Raw genomic sequence first — 17,815 nt, 5'->3', positions numbered from 1 at the left:
GCCGGTTCACTCAGCGTCGGATGCTCGTTCGTGTACGCGCGGCGCTTTCTCTCCGGCCTCGACCTCTCGCCACTGGCGCTTTCGACATGGCAGATCGGCTTCGCGCTTGTCGTGCTGAGTTGCGTCACAGACTTCCACGGCATGGCCCGTGTAACAGGTGACACGCGTGCAGCGCTTGGGCTCGTGCTGGGTCTCGGGCTGACAGGAACGGGGATTGCCTACATCCTGTATTACTTCATTGTCGGGCGGCTCGGCGCGGTCGCGGCTTCCAGCGTGACGTATATCCCGCCTGTCATTGCCTTGCTGCTGGGATTGTCGATCGGCCACGAACCGATGCGCCCGCTCGATCTGATCGCGATGGCGGCCATTCTCGCGGGGGTCTACCTGCTCCAGAAACGGGCGCGCGAGAAGCCAGCTGGCGTGCCGCAGACTCGATCTGCGATGGGTTGGATGCGGTCGCGTTGATCGGAACGATGTCAGTGGCCGTTTGGTTCGTTTGGGGACTGTTCGATGAAACCGCCGGCTTCCGCCCGCCCCAATCAGGCGAAGTTCTGGCGCGAGCCGGCGTTCGCCGGCGCGGAATTACTGAGAGCGGCATACCGTACGCACCGGTTCCCTCCCCACACGCACGATGAATTCGCTTTCGGCGTGATCGAGCGTGGTGCCCAAGCCTACCTCGACAGCCGAGGGCAGCGGATCATCATGCCGGAAGGAACGATCTGCGTGATCAATCCTGGCCACTTGCATGAAGGTCGCCCCGCTACGGAGGCCGGATGGGACTACCGGATGGTGTACATACCGACAACAGGCCTCATCAGCCTGCTCAAGGACGACGGCGAGGATTTCTCGGGGACGTTGTACTTCCCCGAGACGGTCATCGACGACCCGCAGACAATGAAGCTGATACGAGAGGCGCATGTCTGCTCGGAGTCGAATGACGCCACGCAACTTGAAAAGACGTCGCGCCTCGCGACTGCGGTCTTCCAACTGGTGCAGCGTCACGGGCAGATGCCCCACCCGATGCCACGCCCGGCAGCGATACCGGGAGCAGTAAAACGCGCCCGCGAAGGTCCGCGAAGACCATGGACGGCCAGCCTTAGACGTTGCGGCCGATGATTTCGATGAAGACGGCAGCGCGATTACTCCAGATTTTCAGTTTCCATACTGTCCTCCAGATTATTTCGCAGTCTTATCATCACGCGGTGTGCTGCCTCGATTTCCTCGACAGATAACCCGTCAGAGAGGCGATTGACCCAAGCGGCCTGAAGTCCCATGGCAGCGTCAAATGCCTGCCTCCCCTTGTCCGTCAAAACGACAAGTTGCGCGCGGCGATGGTGGGGGTTGACCTCGAATCTAACTAACCCTTCCTCTTCCAGGTCGTTGACTATCCGTTGCACGTTTTGGCGATTGGCGCTCAGGTCCCGAGCGATCCACGCGACCGGCTGAGGCTGCTGTGCTGCGGTGATTGCACCAAGGATCTGCCAACGGGCGCTCGTGAGCCCGAGTTCCGCTACCAGGCGATCGCCTGCGGTCAGAAGTCGGCTATTTAGCCTGAAAAATCGAGTATGAAGCTCGTCAGGGTCTCGCCGGCTGGCGTTCTCTTCATCTTGCGCATCTGTCACCATCGAAGTAATTTGACATCATAGTGTCAATGCACTATACATCAATCATGTCCGATTGACATTATGCAGCCAAACTAACAGAGCCCCTATGCCGCAATTGCGCCCACTTGACCCTTCTTTCCCGATCGAAGGTCAACTCGCCACTGACGCCGCCCCCGTCGTACTTTTCAACGTCTTCACACTGGATAAGGCCGACGAGCAGACTTTTCTCCAGGTCTGGCAGGACGATGCGGCGTTTATGAAGCAGCAGCCCGGCTTCATTTGGACACAACTTCATCGCGCAATCGGAGAAAATCCGACGTACCTGAACTATGCAGTGTGGGAGTCCATCGCCCACTTTCGAGCGGCGTTCACTCATCCGGAATTCAAGGCGAAGCTCACCGCGTATCCCTCGTCGGCGATCGCTTCGCCACACCTGTTCCAGAAGGTCGCAGTACCGGGTATTTGCGTCAGTTAGGGGCGTCCCCCGTCGGGCGCCATCTCGGGAGCGGACCTTCATGCGATGTAGCAATTGAGTCATCGAAAGCGTACGCAACGGCCGAGAATTTGCCGGCCGGCGCGACCGGGAAATGACCACTTCACCTTGCAGGACGAAACCGCGCGCGCGGTAATGGGGCTCCGATTAAGCTCTGGTGGCAGGTGAGAGGAAACCGGCTCTGTTTCCATGTTGGGTACGAGGCAATCCGCCTCGTTCCTCAACAGGAGCAGAGCCATGACTCACACCAGCCAGGATATCAGTCCGCTGCGCCAGCGCCTGATCGACGACATGCGCATGCGCAAGCTCGCACCGAAGACGCAAGCCGGTTATGTCCGCGTGGTCCGTCAGTTCGCCGCTTTCCTCGGACGCCGGCCCGACACCGCCACGGTCGAGGACCTGCGGCGCTACCAGCTGCATCTGGTCGACCACGGCATCTCGCCCGTGTCGCTGAATGCCGCCATCACCGGACTGAAGTTCTTCTTCGACATCACGCTCAACCAGCCCGAGCTGATGGCGAGGATGCAGCCGGTGCGCGTGCCCCGCACGCGGTTCGCGCCGGTCAGGATGGCGCTGATGGGAACGCCATTGGCGTCTACGAGGATGTGGTGCTTGGAACCGGGTCGCGAGCGATCCGTGGGGTTCGGGCCAGTTTTTCGCCCGCCCCAACAGCTCGTACCGACGAGGAATCGACGGCAGCGTATGAAAGATCGATCTGGCCGGCCTCGCGCAACTTGTCGAGCAGCAGTTCGTGCAGTCGATCCCATACTCCTGCTTTGCGCCAGTCGTTCAGTCGTCGCCAGCAGGTCGCGCCGGAGCCAAAGCCCAATACGGTCGGCAGGTGGTTCCATCGCAGACCGGTTTTCAACACGAACAGGATGCCATTCAACGCCGCCCGATCCGATACGCGTGGGCGACCAGGATGCTCTTTGCGCCGGGGCTTGGGCGGCGGCAGTAACGGTTCGATCAGTGTCCACAATTCGTCATCAATGATCGGCGCTTCCATCCCTTGGGTTCCGTTGTTCAGACATCCAAGGTTAACAGCTTGCCGAGAAAGTAAACAGCCCCCTCAGGGGTTTTTGAACTGGCCTCTTAGCCAGAAGCGGTTCGCGTTCATCCTCGGGCACCCAAGACCAGACGTTTGGTAACGATTGAACAGTGCGGCAACTCAACGGCGTGTGGCATACCGGGTCAAGGTTGCGGATGCCCTGCGGCAGACTGCCTGCTGCGAACCTCCCCGATGCGCATACGATCCGTGGCGCGATGCTGTGTGGCGCCACTACCAACGCTTTCGGCGTCCAATCTCGCGAGCGGCGTATACGGTCAGGAACACGCCAATGAGTACTGCGGCAACAGCCACCGACTGGTCACCCTCCGAGGAGGACGACGTTCTCGCATAGAACCAGAGACCTAACCCTACGGCTGAAATCAAGATGCCGAAGACCAGCCCCCATACAGGCCCTGCTGTTCGTGACCGCAACTTATGCAACGTTTTCATGGACTTCTCCGTGCGCTTGCCTGGCGTGTGCTGTCAGCAAGCGCCAGGCATTTATCGTGAGGCCCTTGTGTCCGGCCATCACGGAACGCCGCTCACGCCGCGGGAGGACTCAAGGCCTCGCGCTCAAGCTGCTCTCTGGAAAGGTGACGAACGTCCCCGCCCTTGACGACATAGATGACAAGCTCTGCAAGATTGGTCGCATGGTCCCCAATGCGTTCTATGGCCGATGCAATGAACAGATAGTCTCGAGTGCCGCTGAAATGGCACGAGGGTCTACGCCGGTCAGATTTATATGAGCATGCGATCCTGGCGCGGGCGCACGCCAGTCAACGAGTATGCAGACGCGGGCAACTCACAATGCTCCGGGGTCCGGAAATACAGGCCGGCGCATGCTGCGTCGGAACGACTGGCCAACCAGTGAAAAAACTCGGCGAAGCACAGGCACCGGCCATACCGGCAAGCAGGTCGATCAGGAACGGTCCAGCCGGTTTCCGTCAATCCGCACGCGGTCGCCCGGACGGAGATCGCCGGGTGAGGGCACGTCGAAGGAGCGTGACGATCCGTCATTGAGTTGAACAACGATTCGATACGCGCTCGGGGCCGCATTGCTGTACTGCCGGCCAATCTGATTTCCGGCCACCGCGCCGCCGAGCGCACCCACTACGGTCGCCACGTCGCGGCCATGCCCGCCGCCAAACTGATTGCCGACCACACCACCGACGACCGCGCCGACCACCGTGCCCATTACACCGCCCGGGCTCACCGCATTGGATGTGGCGAGAGGCTGAATTTCCGAAACAACCCCATACTGAAGTCCGTAACCGGAGCTTGCAGGAGGCGCGTTGCCATAGGCGCTTGCGCTATCGACTGGCTGTGGATAGGTTGGCTGCACATACGCCGGCTGGGCATATGCGGGTTGCGCATAGGCAGGCTGCGCCGGACTCGCCCCGTACGGCACGTTTGCGCCAGGAACCACGCATCCACTCAGGGGTAAAGCTGCGCACAGCGCGATGTAAAAGATTGGTTTGGCAAATTGAGTGTTGTACATGATGCTCTCGACATCTTGACGCCGCATGTCAGCGGGCAAAGTTGAAGTTCGGCATGGAGTATAAGGAAGCGTTGCCGAATATTTTCACTGCGCCGCGTAACAGTGTGTAAGTTGTTCCGCTGCCAACGCTCAAGTCAAACGCATCGCCTTGCTGACTTGTGAAGTTTCTCTGCGACGCATTCCCGGACGCTTCGCTCGACGGGTGAGCGGCGTCGCGGCGTCACGTTGAGTCGACCGCTTGATGTGTGCCGGGCACTAAGCAAACGGGGGTGCCGGAACACAGCCGCTCGAACGCACTTACGTCCTTCCTCGCGGCCGCAGTTCGAAACGCTGATCAGCACTCGCCTTTTTTCGCATGTCCCGGCGGACAGTGATCGGGGCCATGCCCGTGATGGCGATGACGCTCTTCCCATTCATCGCGATCCCAGTAGCGGCGTCCGTCGCAGTAACGGTCGCCATGCCAACCCGGCGACACGACGACCACCGCTGCCGGAGCGACCACGTCGGGCGGCGGCACGCCAATTGTTGAAGGAAGCCGTTAAAAAGGCTGGGAGACCGGCGCACGAAGGGATATTGTTTCCCTAACAACGAGACCAGGAGCCGCCATGCGATGCACGATCGTTCTTGAGTTCGATAATGGCGATGGGAGTGTGGTGAAGAGGGTTGAGGTCATGCGGCTTCACAGGGCGACCGAAAACCAGATGCCCGGGGACGTGGGACTGTCACTCGCCGAAGGCATGTCATTGGTCAACTGTGTGCAGCAGGAGTTTGTCGTCGAGCAGATCGAACGTTTTTGCGCATCGCATAGAGCCTGCGTGGTCTGCGGCGTGCAGCGTCGCCTGCACGATAGTCATTGCTCGGAGCTGAAGACCGCACTGGGAAAGGTTTTCTATTGCCGCGAACGATGGAAGGCCTGCAACTGTGGCGCTGACGGCTCGAGATATGTTTCTCCGCTCAAGAAATACCTGACCGAGGCAAGCACCGGTGAACTGAGATGGCTGCACGCGGAGCTTGGCGCTACGATGCCCTATCGACAAGCCAGGCGTGTCATGGACCTTCTGCTACCACCTCGGGCCGCGACAATCATGTAACCATCCGCAATCACACCGTGATCATCGGCAAATCGATACAGCACGCACGGCCTGTGCGCCGGTGGTCCGAGACGACAAAACCGAATGCGGAGCTTGGCATTGACGTCGGCTATGTCCGGCGCGCACGTTGCAATTGCAAGGGCTCGGGAAAGGACAATCGCGCAGAAGCCGGAAACCAGTCATCGACAATCGCAGTCGTCGTTGCTGCTGTGGGCCAAGCCGGTGAGCAACCACGGGTGTGGGCTTCCGCCATGCCGCGCACCAAGCGACTGAATGAAGAAATGACGCGATTTCTGGAGGACAGTGGATACGCGGATCCTGGTGAAGTCGTCGTCCTGACTGATGGAGCACTGGACCTGGCCGGCGTCGCGAACGACCTTCCCTACGATAGTGAGTGGATTCTCGATTGGGCGCACATCGGGCGCATGTTGCGACGCGTCGATCAAGCTATCACCCCTCTGGCATATGGGCGACTCACGGACAGTGGATCAGCGTTCGAACTGTGGGATGTGTTCGTCCGCTTCCGCCATTACGTCTGGACCGGAGACTCAGTGGCTTGGCAGCAGTTCGCAGCAAAGCTAGCTCACTTGCTAGATCTGCGTGAGAAACGAGATCCGGCAGCGAGCAGCCAAATCAAGAAAGCAAGCTACAGCCTCTCGAATGTGATCACGTATCTCAAGAGCAACGTTGAGTCGCTGATCGACTATCGCACGTGGCAACGTGTAGGATGGCCAATCTCCACCGGCTTCGTCGAATCGTCGATTAACCGAATAGTTGGCCGTCGAATGTGCAAGAGCCAGCATATGCGCTGGAGTCGCGTGGGAGCACACAGTGTCGTGCAATTGCGCGTCGCGCTGTTGAACCAGGAATTCCACGAACTCGCACGGCGACAGTTTCCGTGGATTGGACAGCGACGCGTTACGTGGCCCTGGCAAAGAACATCCCAGGGATTTTAACGGCTTCCAGCTACAGTTATTGAAATCGACTAGAAAAAGTGCCTGATACCCACCATTGCTCCGAACTGACCCTGCCCTGGCGCCGGCGTCGTACCCCCACCTCCTGCGCTGACCGAATAGCTCGCATGCTTGCTGTTACCGAGATAGGCACCTTGAACATATAGCGCTGTGCTCTTCGACAGCAGATACGTGCCTCTCACTACACCTAGCGTGGCGCGTGCATCCTGATCGCTAACGATGACACGATAGACACCGCCGTCGACGATGAAGCTCGGCACAACCTGATAACTGGCGCTTACGTAAAAGAGGTCCGAATGCACGTTGGGACCGCCGGACGCATCGGTGTCGACCCAACGACCGATCCAGCCGCTCGCGACTTTTACGCCATACAGCTTCACGTAGCCGTTCAGTTGCGCGCGATCGTCCTTGTCGCCGTCCGCTGTCAACGGCAACGGCTTGACGCCATCGAAGAGATTGGCGGCAGCGCCCTTCCCTCCGCGTTGCTCTTCGTACGAACCTGCAACGCCGAACCATGGTGCGTCGTATTTGACCATCGCCGACCAGGAACGGCATTCCGTCTCATTTCCAGCAACCTGGCCTGCGCATGTTCCCTGCCCGGGCGAGTTGCCGGTCCCAGTAGAGTCACGCCCGAACGAGTAGCTTGCACCAACGGTCAAACCCGAAAACGTTGCCTTGTAGGCGATGGTGTTGTCGCTACGCGCGTTCGGAATGTACGAATCCAGCGAACCCATGCCGTAGATGTTCGGCCCGATCACGTCGGCGTCGATCACCGCCAGATAGGTCATTGTGTACTGCCGGCCGAATGAAAGCGTGCCGTATGGGCCGCTAACACCCACCCAACTCTGACGGCCAAACAGGCGGCCGCCCTGGCCGATGTCACCTTTGCCGACGTTGAATCCGTTTTCCAGCACGAACAGCGCCTTGTAGCCTGCGCCGAGATCCTCGGTACCACGCAGGCCCCATCGGGACGGCAATTCGCCGGTGATAGAAGGCATGCGCACTACGCCGTTGCCCGAAGCATTCGCGTGCGATACATACTCGACGCCCGTATCGATAATGCCGTACAGCGTCACACTGCTCTGCGCGTGTGCCGTCAATGCGAACATACAGAGCGCACCATACAATCCGTATTTCAACTTCATCTCCGCCTCCAATATTTTTCTACTTAAAATTAGTTTTGTGATAGAAGAAAATCGATTACAAAAAAATTACATACTAGTAGTACTACAGATTAAAATTTAATGAAGCGTGCAGTGAGATTCTATGAAATGCGTATTCGCTTCAGCGATGAGCGGCTTTCAGCCCAGAACGATCACGGAATCCGCCGAAGAAAAAAGCCGCGTAACATCGTCCGCGCGCAGGCTCAGAACCGCGCGCTGGTTGATGTACCCCTTATCAGTAACTTCTCCCAACTCAAGCGACGGAGGTGCCGAGAGAATGGCAACCCGTGCTGCTCTTTGCGAACTCCCAGCATCGCGGGCGAGCTCCCGCAAGGCTGTATTCAACGTCGCTCGAACGGTCGGGTGCCGGCCCAGTTCTTCGCCATCCGCGTTACCATCAAGTTCGGGCGCGAGTTCGCGCAGCGCCTTGGTCGGAAAGACGAGCAGACCAATCTGGTCACGGTCGTGACCGGCGATGACGATGTCCAGTGCGTACGGAGTCAGTACGCTCACAGCCTTGATCCGCAACGTGCCCACGGAAACCCAGGTGCCACTCGACAGCTTGAAGTCTTCCGCCACCCGCCCGTCGAACATCACACCGCGATTGGCATCCAACGGATCGCACAATTTCCCGGCATCACCAATCCGGTAGAAACCTTCCTCATCGAATGCCGCCGCTGTTGCCTCGGGGTCGTTCAGATAACCCGGGAACACTGACGGTCCACGCACGCGCATTTCCAGCTTTCCGCCGCCGGGTACGAACTTCAGCTCGTTGCCGGGTGCAGGCACGCCGATATTTCCCGCGACCGCGCCGGGAAAATGCACACTGGTCACGAGTGGCGCTGTTTCGGTCGAACCCCACGCAGAAGCAAAGAACACTTGACCCGTATGCCCGGTTCGTAGCGCAGCGCGTTCGTAGTGGCTACGGACCGTTGCGGGTAAGCTGGCTGCCGCATAGAAAAGAACCTGCAGACGCGAGAAAAAGCGTGTAGCGAATGCGTGGTCCGTTTCGAGAAACGGCGCCAGCGCATCGAACCCGCGCGGAACGTTGAAGTGCAACGTGGGACAGACGTCCCGGAGGTTTTCGACGGTGCGTTCGATCAGCCCCGGAACAGGCCGTCCGTCGTCGATATACAGCGCGCCGCCGTTGCGCAAGACAAGGTTGAAATTGTGATTTGCGCCAAATGTATGGCTCCACGGCAGCCAGTCCACCACCACCGGCGCGGCACGATCCACGAAAGGCCAGCACTGCGCGATCATCTGCTGATTCGCGCTGAGCATCCCGTGAGTGTTGACGACGAGCTTCGGGCTCCCTGTCGAGCCCGACGTGAGCAGCAGCTTCGCAATGTCGCCAGGCGCGAGAGCAGCAAACGCATCGTCCACCGCCTGGTGTGGCTTACAGGCCGTCAGTGTATCGAACGGCAGCCAACCGGCACACGGTGCATCTTTTGCGACCACTGGACAATTAAGCGGCGCATTGGCGAGTGCCAATCCATAGCCCTCTCCATCCTCGACATAGACAAGCGCCGGATCGAGCTGCTTGAGAATTGCATGCAGCTTGGTCATGTCCTTCGCAACGCGCGCGTAGGCTGACGAGACGGTTGCCGACGGCCGCCCGACGTACATCGCGGCGAGCGACATCAATGCATGATTGACGCTGTTGTCGGACAGAATCACGACCGGCCTCAACCGGCCGTCAGGCAGATCGAGCAGCGCCTGCCCGATCGAGCGTACCGTTGCGAGCACTTGCGAATACGTCACCGTTCGCCAGCTTGCCGGACCGTCCGAACGAATCCTCTCGGCCAGAAACGGCGCATCGGGTGTACACGCAGCCCAATGAACCAGCCAGTCGACGATACTGCGGCCGTATGGCTGGAGCATTGCGCGGGAGCGAAGGATAAAGCTACCATCCGCGCGCACCTCCTGATCGATGTCAGGCGTCGCCAGGACCACGCACTGCTCGCCGATCAATGGGGACACGCTCCGGACTTCAGACCGCGTAAAAGTCTTCAATTCAGAATCCATTGCCCACCTCTCACGACGACGAGAACCCGCCCCGACACGCCGTAGGCCGAATGATCTTTCGCGTTGATGTTGATTACGCCATGCGTGGCTGGAAGATCGGTGACATTAGCAAGCGCACCCGCCAATGCATCGCGGAACGCCTGAGTACCTGGCGCGGCGCTGCGCAAGGCAGTCGCAACGGCCTTGTCGAGAAGGAGATAGGCGTCAAACGCATACCCCGCGAAGAGGTTGCGCGAACCCGCGCCGAACTGCGCCTCATAGCGCTTCGCAAAATCCAGAGCGACTCCGCGGCTACGGTTGCTGGCCGGCAATTGTTCGGCGACCAGGATGCTACCCACGGGCACGATCACGCCTTCTGCCGTCTTTCCGGCGACTCGCAGAAAATCGTTGTTCGCGACACCATGGGTCTGGTATAGGCGCCCCTTGTAACCGCGGTCGCGCAATGCGCTCATCGGCAATACGCCGGGAGTGCCGCTTGCCGCAATCAGTATCGCGTCGGGATGGGTTGCGAGCAGCTTCAACGTCTGTGCAGTCACGGTCGAGTCGGTACGGACATAGCGCTCGACATCCGTCATGCGGATGCCACGAGCCTCCGCGCGCGTCTGGACGTCCTTCAGCCAGGCCTCGCCGTACGAATCTGCAAAACCGATGAAACCGAGCGTCTTGACGTTGTGCACACGCATATCGTCGAACAGTGCGTCCGACATGACCGCGACCGATTGCGGCAACGAGAACACGTATCGCATCTGCTCCAGCCGCGGCACGAACGGACACAATGCCAGTTGTGGTGTCGATACTTCCGCGGCTACCGCTGCGACGGCCATGCACGCGGGGGTGGTCGACGAACCGATGATTGCGTCCGCCTTGTCTTCAGTCGCCAGTTTTCTCGCGTTCTTCGCCGCTGTCGAGGGATCTGAACCGTCGTCGAGGAGCACATAGCGGACTGCTCGGCCACCGAGCGTGGCAGGCAGCATGCTGATCGTTTGTCGTTCGGGAATTCCCAGCGACGCCCCCGGTCCGGTAGACGACAGCGTCACGCCGACCGTGACCGGTTCTTCTCCCGCCAACGCAACTCCTGCTACGTGTACGCCGACAATGGTCAACGCAAGCATCCAAACCGTCCGCGCACTTTTTCTTCGATGCTCAACCATCGCGTGTCTCCTTTATTTTGAGTCATGTCGCGCGAGTGCTATTGCATCGCGAAATCCGGTCGCGGTCCGCTCTTGCGCGGAAGCCCCATGATTTCGCGCGCCTCGCCAGGCGTTGCCGGTTCGAAACCCATCTCGCGCACAAGACGAACGATCCGCTCGACCAGTTGCACGTTGGTCGCAAGCTCCCCAGGTCCGTAATAAAGGTTGTCTTCGAGACCGACGCGCACGTGGCCGCCTAGAAGCAGGGAGTTCATCGCCGACGGCAACTGCGCAGGGCCAATTCCGCTCACACAGAAGATGCTGCCCTTCGGCAAGAGGTCCACCATCGATTGCAATATGCGAGGGGTGTACGGCATCGCATTCTGGAAGTTGCGATGAACGCCGAGCACCAGATTGATGAAGAACGGCTCCTCGTCGAAACCCGCCGCCGTCAGTGCCGCGACGTCCTGCACGATATGTGTCGGACTGAACACCTCCCATTCCGGCTTGATACCGCGTTTCTTCATCTCGGCCGCGAGATGCTTCGACCGCTCAGGCGACGTGTGCATCAGCAGTTCCCTGCCGCCAAAGGTCGCGATGATGGTCGTCGCATCCAGCGTGCACATTTCGGCGCCGGCATCCATGCCCTTCAGTCGTTCTTCCCAAAGAATCTCCCAATATCCATTCGGCGCCTGTCCGATCATTTCGCCGTGCACGCCGCCACCGGTCGAGTTGTTGATCACGATGTCGCATTTCGCATGGATACGGGTGTTGATGTCCCGATAAATTGCGGCGTCACACGTCGCGCCGTCGTCGGGCAAACGGGCGTGCACCGCAACCACGCTGGCGCCGGCGTTATAGCAGTCGTAGACATCGCGTGCGATTTCGTCGGGCTGCGTGGGCAGATGCGGGTTCTGTTGCTTGCTCGCCATCCCGCCTGTCGGCGCGATGGTCACAATGACCTTGGGTTTGCTCATGTTCGTCTCCGTCGTTGTTCGGTGGAAAGCCCTGCTTTATCCGTCAGGGAATGTCAGGCGCTGCCGCCTTCGCACGTAGCATGGCGAGAATCAGCGAGTCGCGTTGCACAGCGAGATCGCTATCTTTACGACCCGCAAGCGCGCTGCCGACGCCGTCGATCACCTGCTGCTTCAATTCGGGCGTCAGCGCGGGTGTTCCGAGTTGCGCCCACCAACTCTCGATGGGGCCGCCCAGATGGTCGAGCAGATGACGCATTCCGTCGGCTCCGCCTGACAGATGCAGGTTCGCAAACGGCCCCATGACGGCCCAGCGCAAGCCGGGGCCGTATGCAATCGCGTCGTCGATGTCTTGCACGCTGGCAGCGCCAATCGACACCAGATGGAACGCCTCGCGCCACAACGCCGCCTGCAGCCGGTTCGCGATATGACCCGGAAGCTCCCTTTGCGGATTGATCGGGCGCTTGCCGATCGCGCGATAAAAATCGATCGCATGCTGGATCGCGGCTGCGGAGGTCAAGCGTCCGCCGATCACCTCGACGAGCGGAATCAGATGCGGCGGATTGAACGGATGACCGAGCACCACACGTTCCGGGTTCCGGCAGGCGGTCTGCACATCACTGATCAACAGCCCTGATGAACTCGACGCGATGACCACGTCGGGCCCCACTGCGGCATCGATTCCAGCGAAGAGTTCGCGCTTCAGATCAATCCGCTCGGGACCGTTCTCCTGAACGAACTGCGCCCCCTCGAGCGTTGTGTCAAGCGTGTCGTGGAAGGTGAGGTTATCCGGTGACGCGCCGGGTGCTAGCCCGGCTGACGCGAGCGTGGGCCAATGCTGCCTGACCGCATCTTCCAGTCGTTCGCGCGCGTGCGACGAAGGGTCAGTCGCGGTGACCTGCAAACCACGGGCGAGAAAATAGGCGACCCAACTGGCGCCGATCACGCCCGTGCCAACAACGGCGACCCGACTTATGGCGCTCGCGGTCATGGCAACTCCGTGGCGTCTTTCGCGCGTGCCCCGCCGAGGAATGCCTGCATGCGGGTTTTCGCCTCATCGCCGCTCTGGGTCAGCGCGACGGTCAAGGATTCTGTAAAAAGACCGTCGCTCATCGACATGTCGTGGATACGCGGAACCGCATTGATCGCCGCCCAGTTCGACAACGGCGCATTGGTCGCGAGTTGCGTCGCGAGCTGAATCGCTTTTTCCCGGCCGCAGCCCTGTTCGGCCATGTAGTGCGCAAGTCCGAGACGGTGTCCTTCCTCTGCGCTGTAGCTGCGCCCCGACAGCATCATCTCGGTCATCCGGTCGGGACCGATCACGCGCGCGACACGTACCGATGCGCCACCGCCGACGAAAATGCCGTGTTGCGCTTCGGGCAACTGAAAGAAGGCGTCGGCTTCGGCGATCCGCACATGTGTAGCGAGCGCGAGCTCGAGGCCGCCACCGATCACCGCGCCCTGCATCACCGTCACGATGGGTCTGTCGGAAAATTGCATGCGCTGGAACACCCGATGCCACTGCTGCGAGGTGCGCAAAACATCCATCGGCGCACGCACGCTGTTTTCGGCAAGGTCGAGCCCCGCGCAAAAGTGAGAACCCGCGGCCGTCATCACCACAGCGCGCACGCTCTCATCGAACCGGATGAAGACCGACTCAAGCTCCTCGATCAGCGCATTGTTGACCGCATTCCTCTTTGCGGGGCGATTCAGCTCGACGTAGGCCAAAGGTCCGTCGTACTGCACTTTTAGAAATTCGTAGGGCATGCGACCACCGGATTTGTTTTCATGAAACATATCTTATAAGATACTTTTCAATGAGAACAAGCAGTATCAACTCGTCGTTTACCCGGAATAGCCCAACAGACACCCCAAATATCTGACCTGCCAGTTTTTCCTGAATATATCGTTTACGATATCTTTTAGAATGACGGCGCCGTGCAGCGAGCCGGGGGCGCCTGCTCCGTCCGCAGCCCGGGTACCGTAAAATGCGACTTTCCCGTCAAGAATGGTTATGGCGACCCGTACCAATCCAACTGCAGAGTCGGCGTTGGCGAACTCTGAATCTGACCTGTTGCTTTCGGAGCTGGCGCATCGTATCCGGACGCTGCGCGCACAACGCGGCATGACCCGCAAGCAGCTCGCCTCGCAGTCGGGCGTATCGATCCCACACCTTGCGCGCATCGAAGGTGGCGAGGGCAATGTGTCAGTGTCCTTGTTGCAGAAACTCGCCGCAGCCCTCAACGTGCCGATCCACGACCTGCTCTCAGACGGTACGTCCCAGAATGCGGATCTAACTATGTTGGTTCAGTTCCTGAAGCAGCAGCCCCCCGCGGAACTTGCACGGCTGCGGCAGACGTTGATTTCGACGCCGGAGTTCGCGACCGTCGAACGGCACCAACGCATTGCGCTCATCGGCCTTCGTGGCGCGGGTAAATCAACGCTGGGAGCGGCTCTTGCAGGACAGCTCGAGATCCCGTTTGTCGAACTCGACCGGATGATCGAGCAGGAAGCCGGCATCGCGATTGGAGAGGTCATCACGCTCTATGGGCAGACGGGCATGCGCCGGCTCGAGCGGCGCTGCATCGAGAGGATCATCGAAACATATCCGAGAGTGGTGGTGGCCACTGGCGGCGGTATCGTCGCGGAGGCCGCCACCTATGAACTATTGCTGCGGACCTTCCTCACTGTCTGGCTAAAAGCGCAGCCCGATGTGCACTTTGAGCGCGTCATGGCGCAAAACGATGCACGCATCGCAACGCGGACACTTCACCGGGAGGCGCTCGAACACATTCACCGCATGCTGGACGCGCGCGAGCCACTGTATCGGCTAGCCAACTTTACCGTCGACACGTCGAACTTAACGGTTAAACAGGCGTTGCGACAGGTCGTAGAAAACGTCCAGCCGGATACCGTAATACCGAACTAGAGACGGCCGGAATTTTGTATCAGGATCACAGCCACGCAGCTGTAACAGTTCGAGTGGCGTAATTCACGCACAATACAAACCCGAGACTCTCGCAGTTGCCAATCATCGTCTCGTCGCCCAAACCGAACAAGGCTCGCATGTAGGTAAGCCACCGCCTGAATGCCAACATGCTGCGGCCCAGGAAGAACTGGATGCGGCTGAAGTGGTCTGCAAATCTACGAGCGTGCTATCGGCAGAGTTTGTGCTGTTACAGCTGAAAACATCCGCAGTGGCATCTGGCGCAACGGAGATCCAGATTGAGGTGCACGGGGGTGCGGCGGCGGCGACCGTGCGCTGGCCGTTATCAGCGGCACGTGATTGTCCGGTGTGGCTGCAGGGATGGCAGCGGACGAATTTAATACGGATATATGCGAATTAACACTTTTGCGCCGCTCGGAGCGAACGTAAAAATGTCAACCTGTTCGATAACACCTCGCCAGTGCTATCCAGACCAGTAACAGATTTGCTCCGCACTATGTCAACAAAACGCCTAATGTGTCTCACCGCGATACGCGATACGCGATACGCCAAGGATAGGTCTTCAAAAAGGCGTTTTGACACACGCTGAGCCGAAGTCCGCCCGACGAACACAAACGCGAAACGATTTCCGAAAGCCGTTAGATGTTCCTGGCCGATTCAGCGGGAGCGCGTCCCAGCGGCACTCACGAAAACAGCGACAGGGATTCGACGACGGGCTGGCGCCGACGCCGTGGTGACGCAAATCGACTGATCCGGGCGGGCGTTTCCTTTCGGGCCGAATCAAGCCGCCGGTTCAGATCCAACAGCGCTCTGCATACAGACGTGCGAGCGGGCGTCTCCGCCAATGCCAGTTCAAGCCGGTTCAGTAGTTCCGGCAGACTTCCATCACTACCCCTCTTTTGCACCGACATCCGTTTCTGCATAAGACCGCTCCTTTGACCCCGTCGGCGAAGCACGTTGGCGTCGACGCCAACCCAAATCGTCAAGATCCAGCGACATCTGTTGTTTCGTATCAGCGCCATCGACTTCGCCAGAAACCGCCAGCGTCGGAAGTGGCGGCGCAGCGCGTCGCGATGGAAAAACACCCCCACACCGATCCTGATGACGCCATCAGCCGACGACTTCAGGGCGTCGCCGCCTTTCAACGCGGCCGGACTGCCCCTCCTTTCCCCAGCCAACTCACTCACGCTGCGTCCGCCAACATCGACTGACGGCAGCCCGATGCCGCACACCGGCAGGCGTACTGGGCCCGAACCTCTTCATTAGGAGGATCGTCAATCGCCAGCAGATATTCAATGAACAGTTCTTCGCCCGGCTCGATGGCCCGCAGCGTATGAATGAAAATCCGCCCCTGGTCCTCGATGGTCTCGCAGTTCGGTGCGCAGGCGTGATTCAGCCAGCGTGCACTGTTGCCACCGCGGCTCCCGTCGATCACGGACCCGTTCGACAGCCCGAACAGAAACGTATGGCCTTCGACGCCTTCACGCTGGTGACGGCGCACCGCATTGCGCCACGACGTGATTTCACCCTTGTACTGCAGCACGCGCTCGCCCGCCGCGAGCGGTTTTATTGCGAACACGCCCCTGCCGTGAACCGACGATCGCCGGACGATCACACGCCTCATGGTGTTCCCTCGACTGTTATGCGCGTCAGTATAGAAGAGGCATAAATCCGCATCCACACTGACGTGGATGGGTTACTTGCGTCAAGGTTTTGGCGACCGTACTGCATTGCAACTGGAAGTTCGTTCTGACGCAATCAGCTGGAGGTTCGGAACCCGCTCGACTGAAGGCAGCGTCGGACTAGAAAAGCTGGGCGCCGAGCTCCCGCAGGCTGTTCCACTTGACGGTGCTGACGAAGGTCCTGCCCGTCGTATCAAGTGGCTCGATCATCGCGCGCTGTCCACGCGCTTCTGCAATCACGCGCACGATGCGCGCCCGGTAGCGCAGCAGCGCACCGATCGGTGGACACAGCGGCTCCCGCCTGCTCCGCGATCGTTTCTTTTCCATACGGGTATCTATAGAGATGTGCAGCGAATCGAAGGGGCCGCGGCACGTCGCGGCATCTCGCCACCGATGCTACCAGGCCGACTTGCCCAGGTCCAGGCTCTATGCGCAATCACGTCCCCTCCCTTCTGTCGCCGGCCAACGGTGGGGGCGATGTGGCCGGCTGGGTACGGCCGGGAGGAACCCGGCCGACGGCTTGTGCACGGTCTCAGCCGCCGTTCACCGCATCCTTGAATGCCTTGCCCGCCGTGAACTTGACGGTCTTCGCCGCAGGGATCTGGATCTCGGCGCCGGTGGCCGGGTTGCGACCGACCCGCGCGGCACGCGCACCGGTGGAAAACGAGCCGAAGCCAATCAGTTGCACCGTCTTTCCCTTGGTCACCTCGCCAGTGATCGCAGCGATAACTGCGTCGATCATCTCGCCGGTCGAGGCCTTGCTTTCGCCCGTCGCCGCGGCGACCGCATCCACCAGTTCCTGCTTGTTCATTGTTTTTTCCTCGTTGAGTGAATGATGATGCCGACACCCTACCCGATCGGCGCGCCTCCGCGCAATCGGCACGCGACTGCACCGCTTTCGCCCCTCCGATACCGCCCCATCGTCGCCTGTCCTAACGGGCACGCGCCTGCTGAAGCCACCTGAGGAAATTGGCACATGCAAGGTCAGGGACGCTGACCGCGAAAGGTCAATGGCCAGATTTCTGCGCCGGAGGCCCCGGCGTTCCCCGGGGATCGCCCTGCCGCGACCATCGACCACGCCTCGGTCTGCCCCACGCCTTCTGTTGCTTGCGCCCGCGTCCCTCGCGGCTCCCGGTCACATCCCGACAATCCGGCGGCGCATCTTCCCGAAATAAGGGCCAGTGTC

General features: G+C 60.0%; 16 protein-coding genes and 5 pseudogenes. 6 read left to right on the top strand and 15 right to left on the bottom strand.

From position 1 onward, the window contains the following. Both GNZ13_RS51335 and GNZ13_RS51330 read left to right on the top strand, forming a co-directional pair. Positions 1–465 (top strand): DMT family transporter (locus GNZ13_RS51335; RefSeq protein WP_172179085.1); only part of this gene is annotated, 465 nt, incomplete at its 5' end. A gap of 45 nt (positions 466–510) precedes the next feature. After that, complete coding sequence (locus GNZ13_RS51330; RefSeq protein WP_172179084.1) at positions 511–1,116, top strand: AraC family ligand binding domain-containing protein; 606 nt, start codon at positions 511–513, stop codon at positions 1,114–1,116. Positions 1,117–1,139: 23 nt separating this feature from the next. Here the strand turns inward: GNZ13_RS51330 and GNZ13_RS51325 are convergent, their stop codons facing one another. Then, positions 1,140–1,625 (bottom strand): MarR family winged helix-turn-helix transcriptional regulator, encoded by a 486-nt coding sequence (locus GNZ13_RS51325; protein WP_236002588.1) that lies wholly within the window; start codon positions 1,623–1,625, stop codon positions 1,140–1,142. An 85-nt stretch (positions 1,626–1,710) separates the two neighbouring features. Between GNZ13_RS51325 and GNZ13_RS51320 the strand changes: the two genes are divergently transcribed. Together GNZ13_RS51320 and GNZ13_RS51315 are read left to right on the top strand one after the other, a co-directional pair. Next, the gene (locus GNZ13_RS51320) at positions 1,711–2,079 is read left to right on the top strand and encodes an antibiotic biosynthesis monooxygenase family protein (protein ID WP_172179083.1); all 369 of its coding nucleotides are present in this window, start codon (positions 1,711–1,713) and stop codon (positions 2,077–2,079) included. Between the two features lie 255 nt (positions 2,080–2,334). Further along, positions 2,335–2,646: pseudogene (locus GNZ13_RS51315) on the top strand (site-specific integrase); the annotation flags it as partial. A gap of 2 nt (positions 2,647–2,648) precedes the next feature. Here GNZ13_RS51315 and GNZ13_RS51310 read toward each other — a convergent pair. From GNZ13_RS51310 to GNZ13_RS53400, 4 genes and pseudogenes are all read right to left on the bottom strand, one after another. Next, a pseudogene (locus GNZ13_RS51310) lies at positions 2,649–3,103 on the bottom strand (IS5-like element ISRme6 family transposase); the annotation flags it as partial. A gap of 584 nt (positions 3,104–3,687) precedes the next feature. Further along, positions 3,688–3,869 (bottom strand): annotated as a pseudogene (locus tag GNZ13_RS51305) (PhoU domain-containing protein); the annotation flags it as partial. Positions 3,870–4,064: 195 nt separating this feature from the next. Continuing rightward, positions 4,065–4,643: a glycine zipper 2TM domain-containing protein gene (locus GNZ13_RS51300; protein ID WP_172179082.1), complete on the bottom strand. Its 579-nt coding sequence runs from the start codon at positions 4,641–4,643 to the stop codon at positions 4,065–4,067. 334 nt (positions 4,644–4,977) lie between these two features. After that, a pseudogene (locus GNZ13_RS53400) lies at positions 4,978–5,166 on the bottom strand (hypothetical protein); the annotation flags it as partial. Between the two features lie 82 nt (positions 5,167–5,248). Between GNZ13_RS53400 and GNZ13_RS51295 the strand changes: the two are divergent. After that, positions 5,249–6,690 (top strand): annotated as a pseudogene (locus tag GNZ13_RS51295) (ISKra4 family transposase). 29 nt (positions 6,691–6,719) lie between these two features. Here GNZ13_RS51295 and GNZ13_RS51290 read toward each other — a convergent pair. The 6 genes from GNZ13_RS51290 to GNZ13_RS51265 form a co-directional block, all read right to left on the bottom strand. Beyond that, complete coding sequence (locus tag GNZ13_RS51290) at positions 6,720–7,853, bottom strand: porin (protein ID WP_172179081.1); 1,134 nt, start codon at positions 7,851–7,853, stop codon at positions 6,720–6,722. Between the two features lie 156 nt (positions 7,854–8,009). Continuing rightward, positions 8,010–9,851, bottom strand: coding sequence for a feruloyl-CoA synthase (locus tag GNZ13_RS51285; protein ID WP_328807434.1), 1,842 nt, complete (start codon positions 9,849–9,851; stop codon positions 8,010–8,012). A 29-nt stretch (positions 9,852–9,880) separates the two neighbouring features. Then, on the bottom strand, positions 9,881–11,008 hold the full coding sequence (locus GNZ13_RS51280) for an ABC transporter substrate-binding protein (RefSeq protein WP_236002587.1): 1,128 nt from the start codon (positions 11,006–11,008) through the stop codon (positions 9,881–9,883). A 77-nt stretch (positions 11,009–11,085) separates the two neighbouring features. Then, positions 11,086–12,003 (bottom strand): BKACE family enzyme, encoded by a 918-nt coding sequence (locus GNZ13_RS51275; protein WP_172179078.1) that lies wholly within the window; start codon positions 12,001–12,003, stop codon positions 11,086–11,088. A 43-nt stretch (positions 12,004–12,046) separates the two neighbouring features. Next, positions 12,047–12,991: a 3-hydroxyacyl-CoA dehydrogenase NAD-binding domain-containing protein gene (locus GNZ13_RS51270; protein ID WP_172179077.1), complete on the bottom strand. Its 945-nt coding sequence runs from the start codon at positions 12,989–12,991 to the stop codon at positions 12,047–12,049. Then, positions 12,988–13,767: a crotonase/enoyl-CoA hydratase family protein gene (locus tag GNZ13_RS51265; RefSeq protein ID WP_172179076.1), complete on the bottom strand. Its 780-nt coding sequence runs from the start codon at positions 13,765–13,767 to the stop codon at positions 12,988–12,990. The genes GNZ13_RS51270 and GNZ13_RS51265 overlap by 4 nt, the downstream gene beginning before the upstream one ends. A gap of 247 nt (positions 13,768–14,014) precedes the next feature. On the opposite strand from GNZ13_RS51265, the gene GNZ13_RS51260 reads away from it, so the two are divergent. Beyond that, the gene (locus tag GNZ13_RS51260) at positions 14,015–14,929 is read left to right on the top strand and encodes a helix-turn-helix transcriptional regulator (RefSeq protein WP_236002586.1); all 915 of its coding nucleotides are present in this window, start codon (positions 14,015–14,017) and stop codon (positions 14,927–14,929) included. A 701-nt stretch (positions 14,930–15,630) separates the two neighbouring features. Here GNZ13_RS51260 and GNZ13_RS51255 read toward each other — a convergent pair. The 4 genes from GNZ13_RS51255 to GNZ13_RS53715 all read right to left on the bottom strand — a co-directional run bounded on the left by GNZ13_RS51255 (position 15,631) and on the right by GNZ13_RS53715 (position 17,512). Further along, positions 15,631–16,134: a hypothetical protein gene (locus GNZ13_RS51255; RefSeq protein WP_172179074.1), complete on the bottom strand. Its 504-nt coding sequence runs from the start codon at positions 16,132–16,134 to the stop codon at positions 15,631–15,633. Beyond that, positions 16,131–16,571, bottom strand: a complete 441-nt coding sequence (locus tag GNZ13_RS51250) for an SET domain-containing protein (RefSeq protein WP_172179073.1) — start codon at positions 16,569–16,571, stop codon at positions 16,131–16,133. Before GNZ13_RS51250 ends, GNZ13_RS51255 begins: the two co-directional genes overlap by 4 nt. A gap of 178 nt (positions 16,572–16,749) precedes the next feature. After that, the gene (locus tag GNZ13_RS51245; protein WP_172179072.1) at positions 16,750–16,956 is read right to left on the bottom strand and encodes a hypothetical protein; all 207 of its coding nucleotides are present in this window, start codon (positions 16,954–16,956) and stop codon (positions 16,750–16,752) included. Positions 16,957–17,161: 205 nt separating this feature from the next. After that, positions 17,162–17,512, bottom strand: coding sequence for an HU family DNA-binding protein (locus GNZ13_RS53715; RefSeq protein ID WP_328807433.1), 351 nt, complete (start codon positions 17,510–17,512; stop codon positions 17,162–17,164). Positions 17,513–17,815: the final 303 nt, after the last annotated feature.

It is taken from the genome of Paraburkholderia elongata (assembly GCF_013177735.1).
GTDB classification, from domain to species: domain Bacteria; phylum Pseudomonadota; class Gammaproteobacteria; order Burkholderiales; family Burkholderiaceae; genus Paraburkholderia; species Paraburkholderia elongata.
This window is presented reverse-complemented; position numbering and strand designations above follow the sequence as displayed.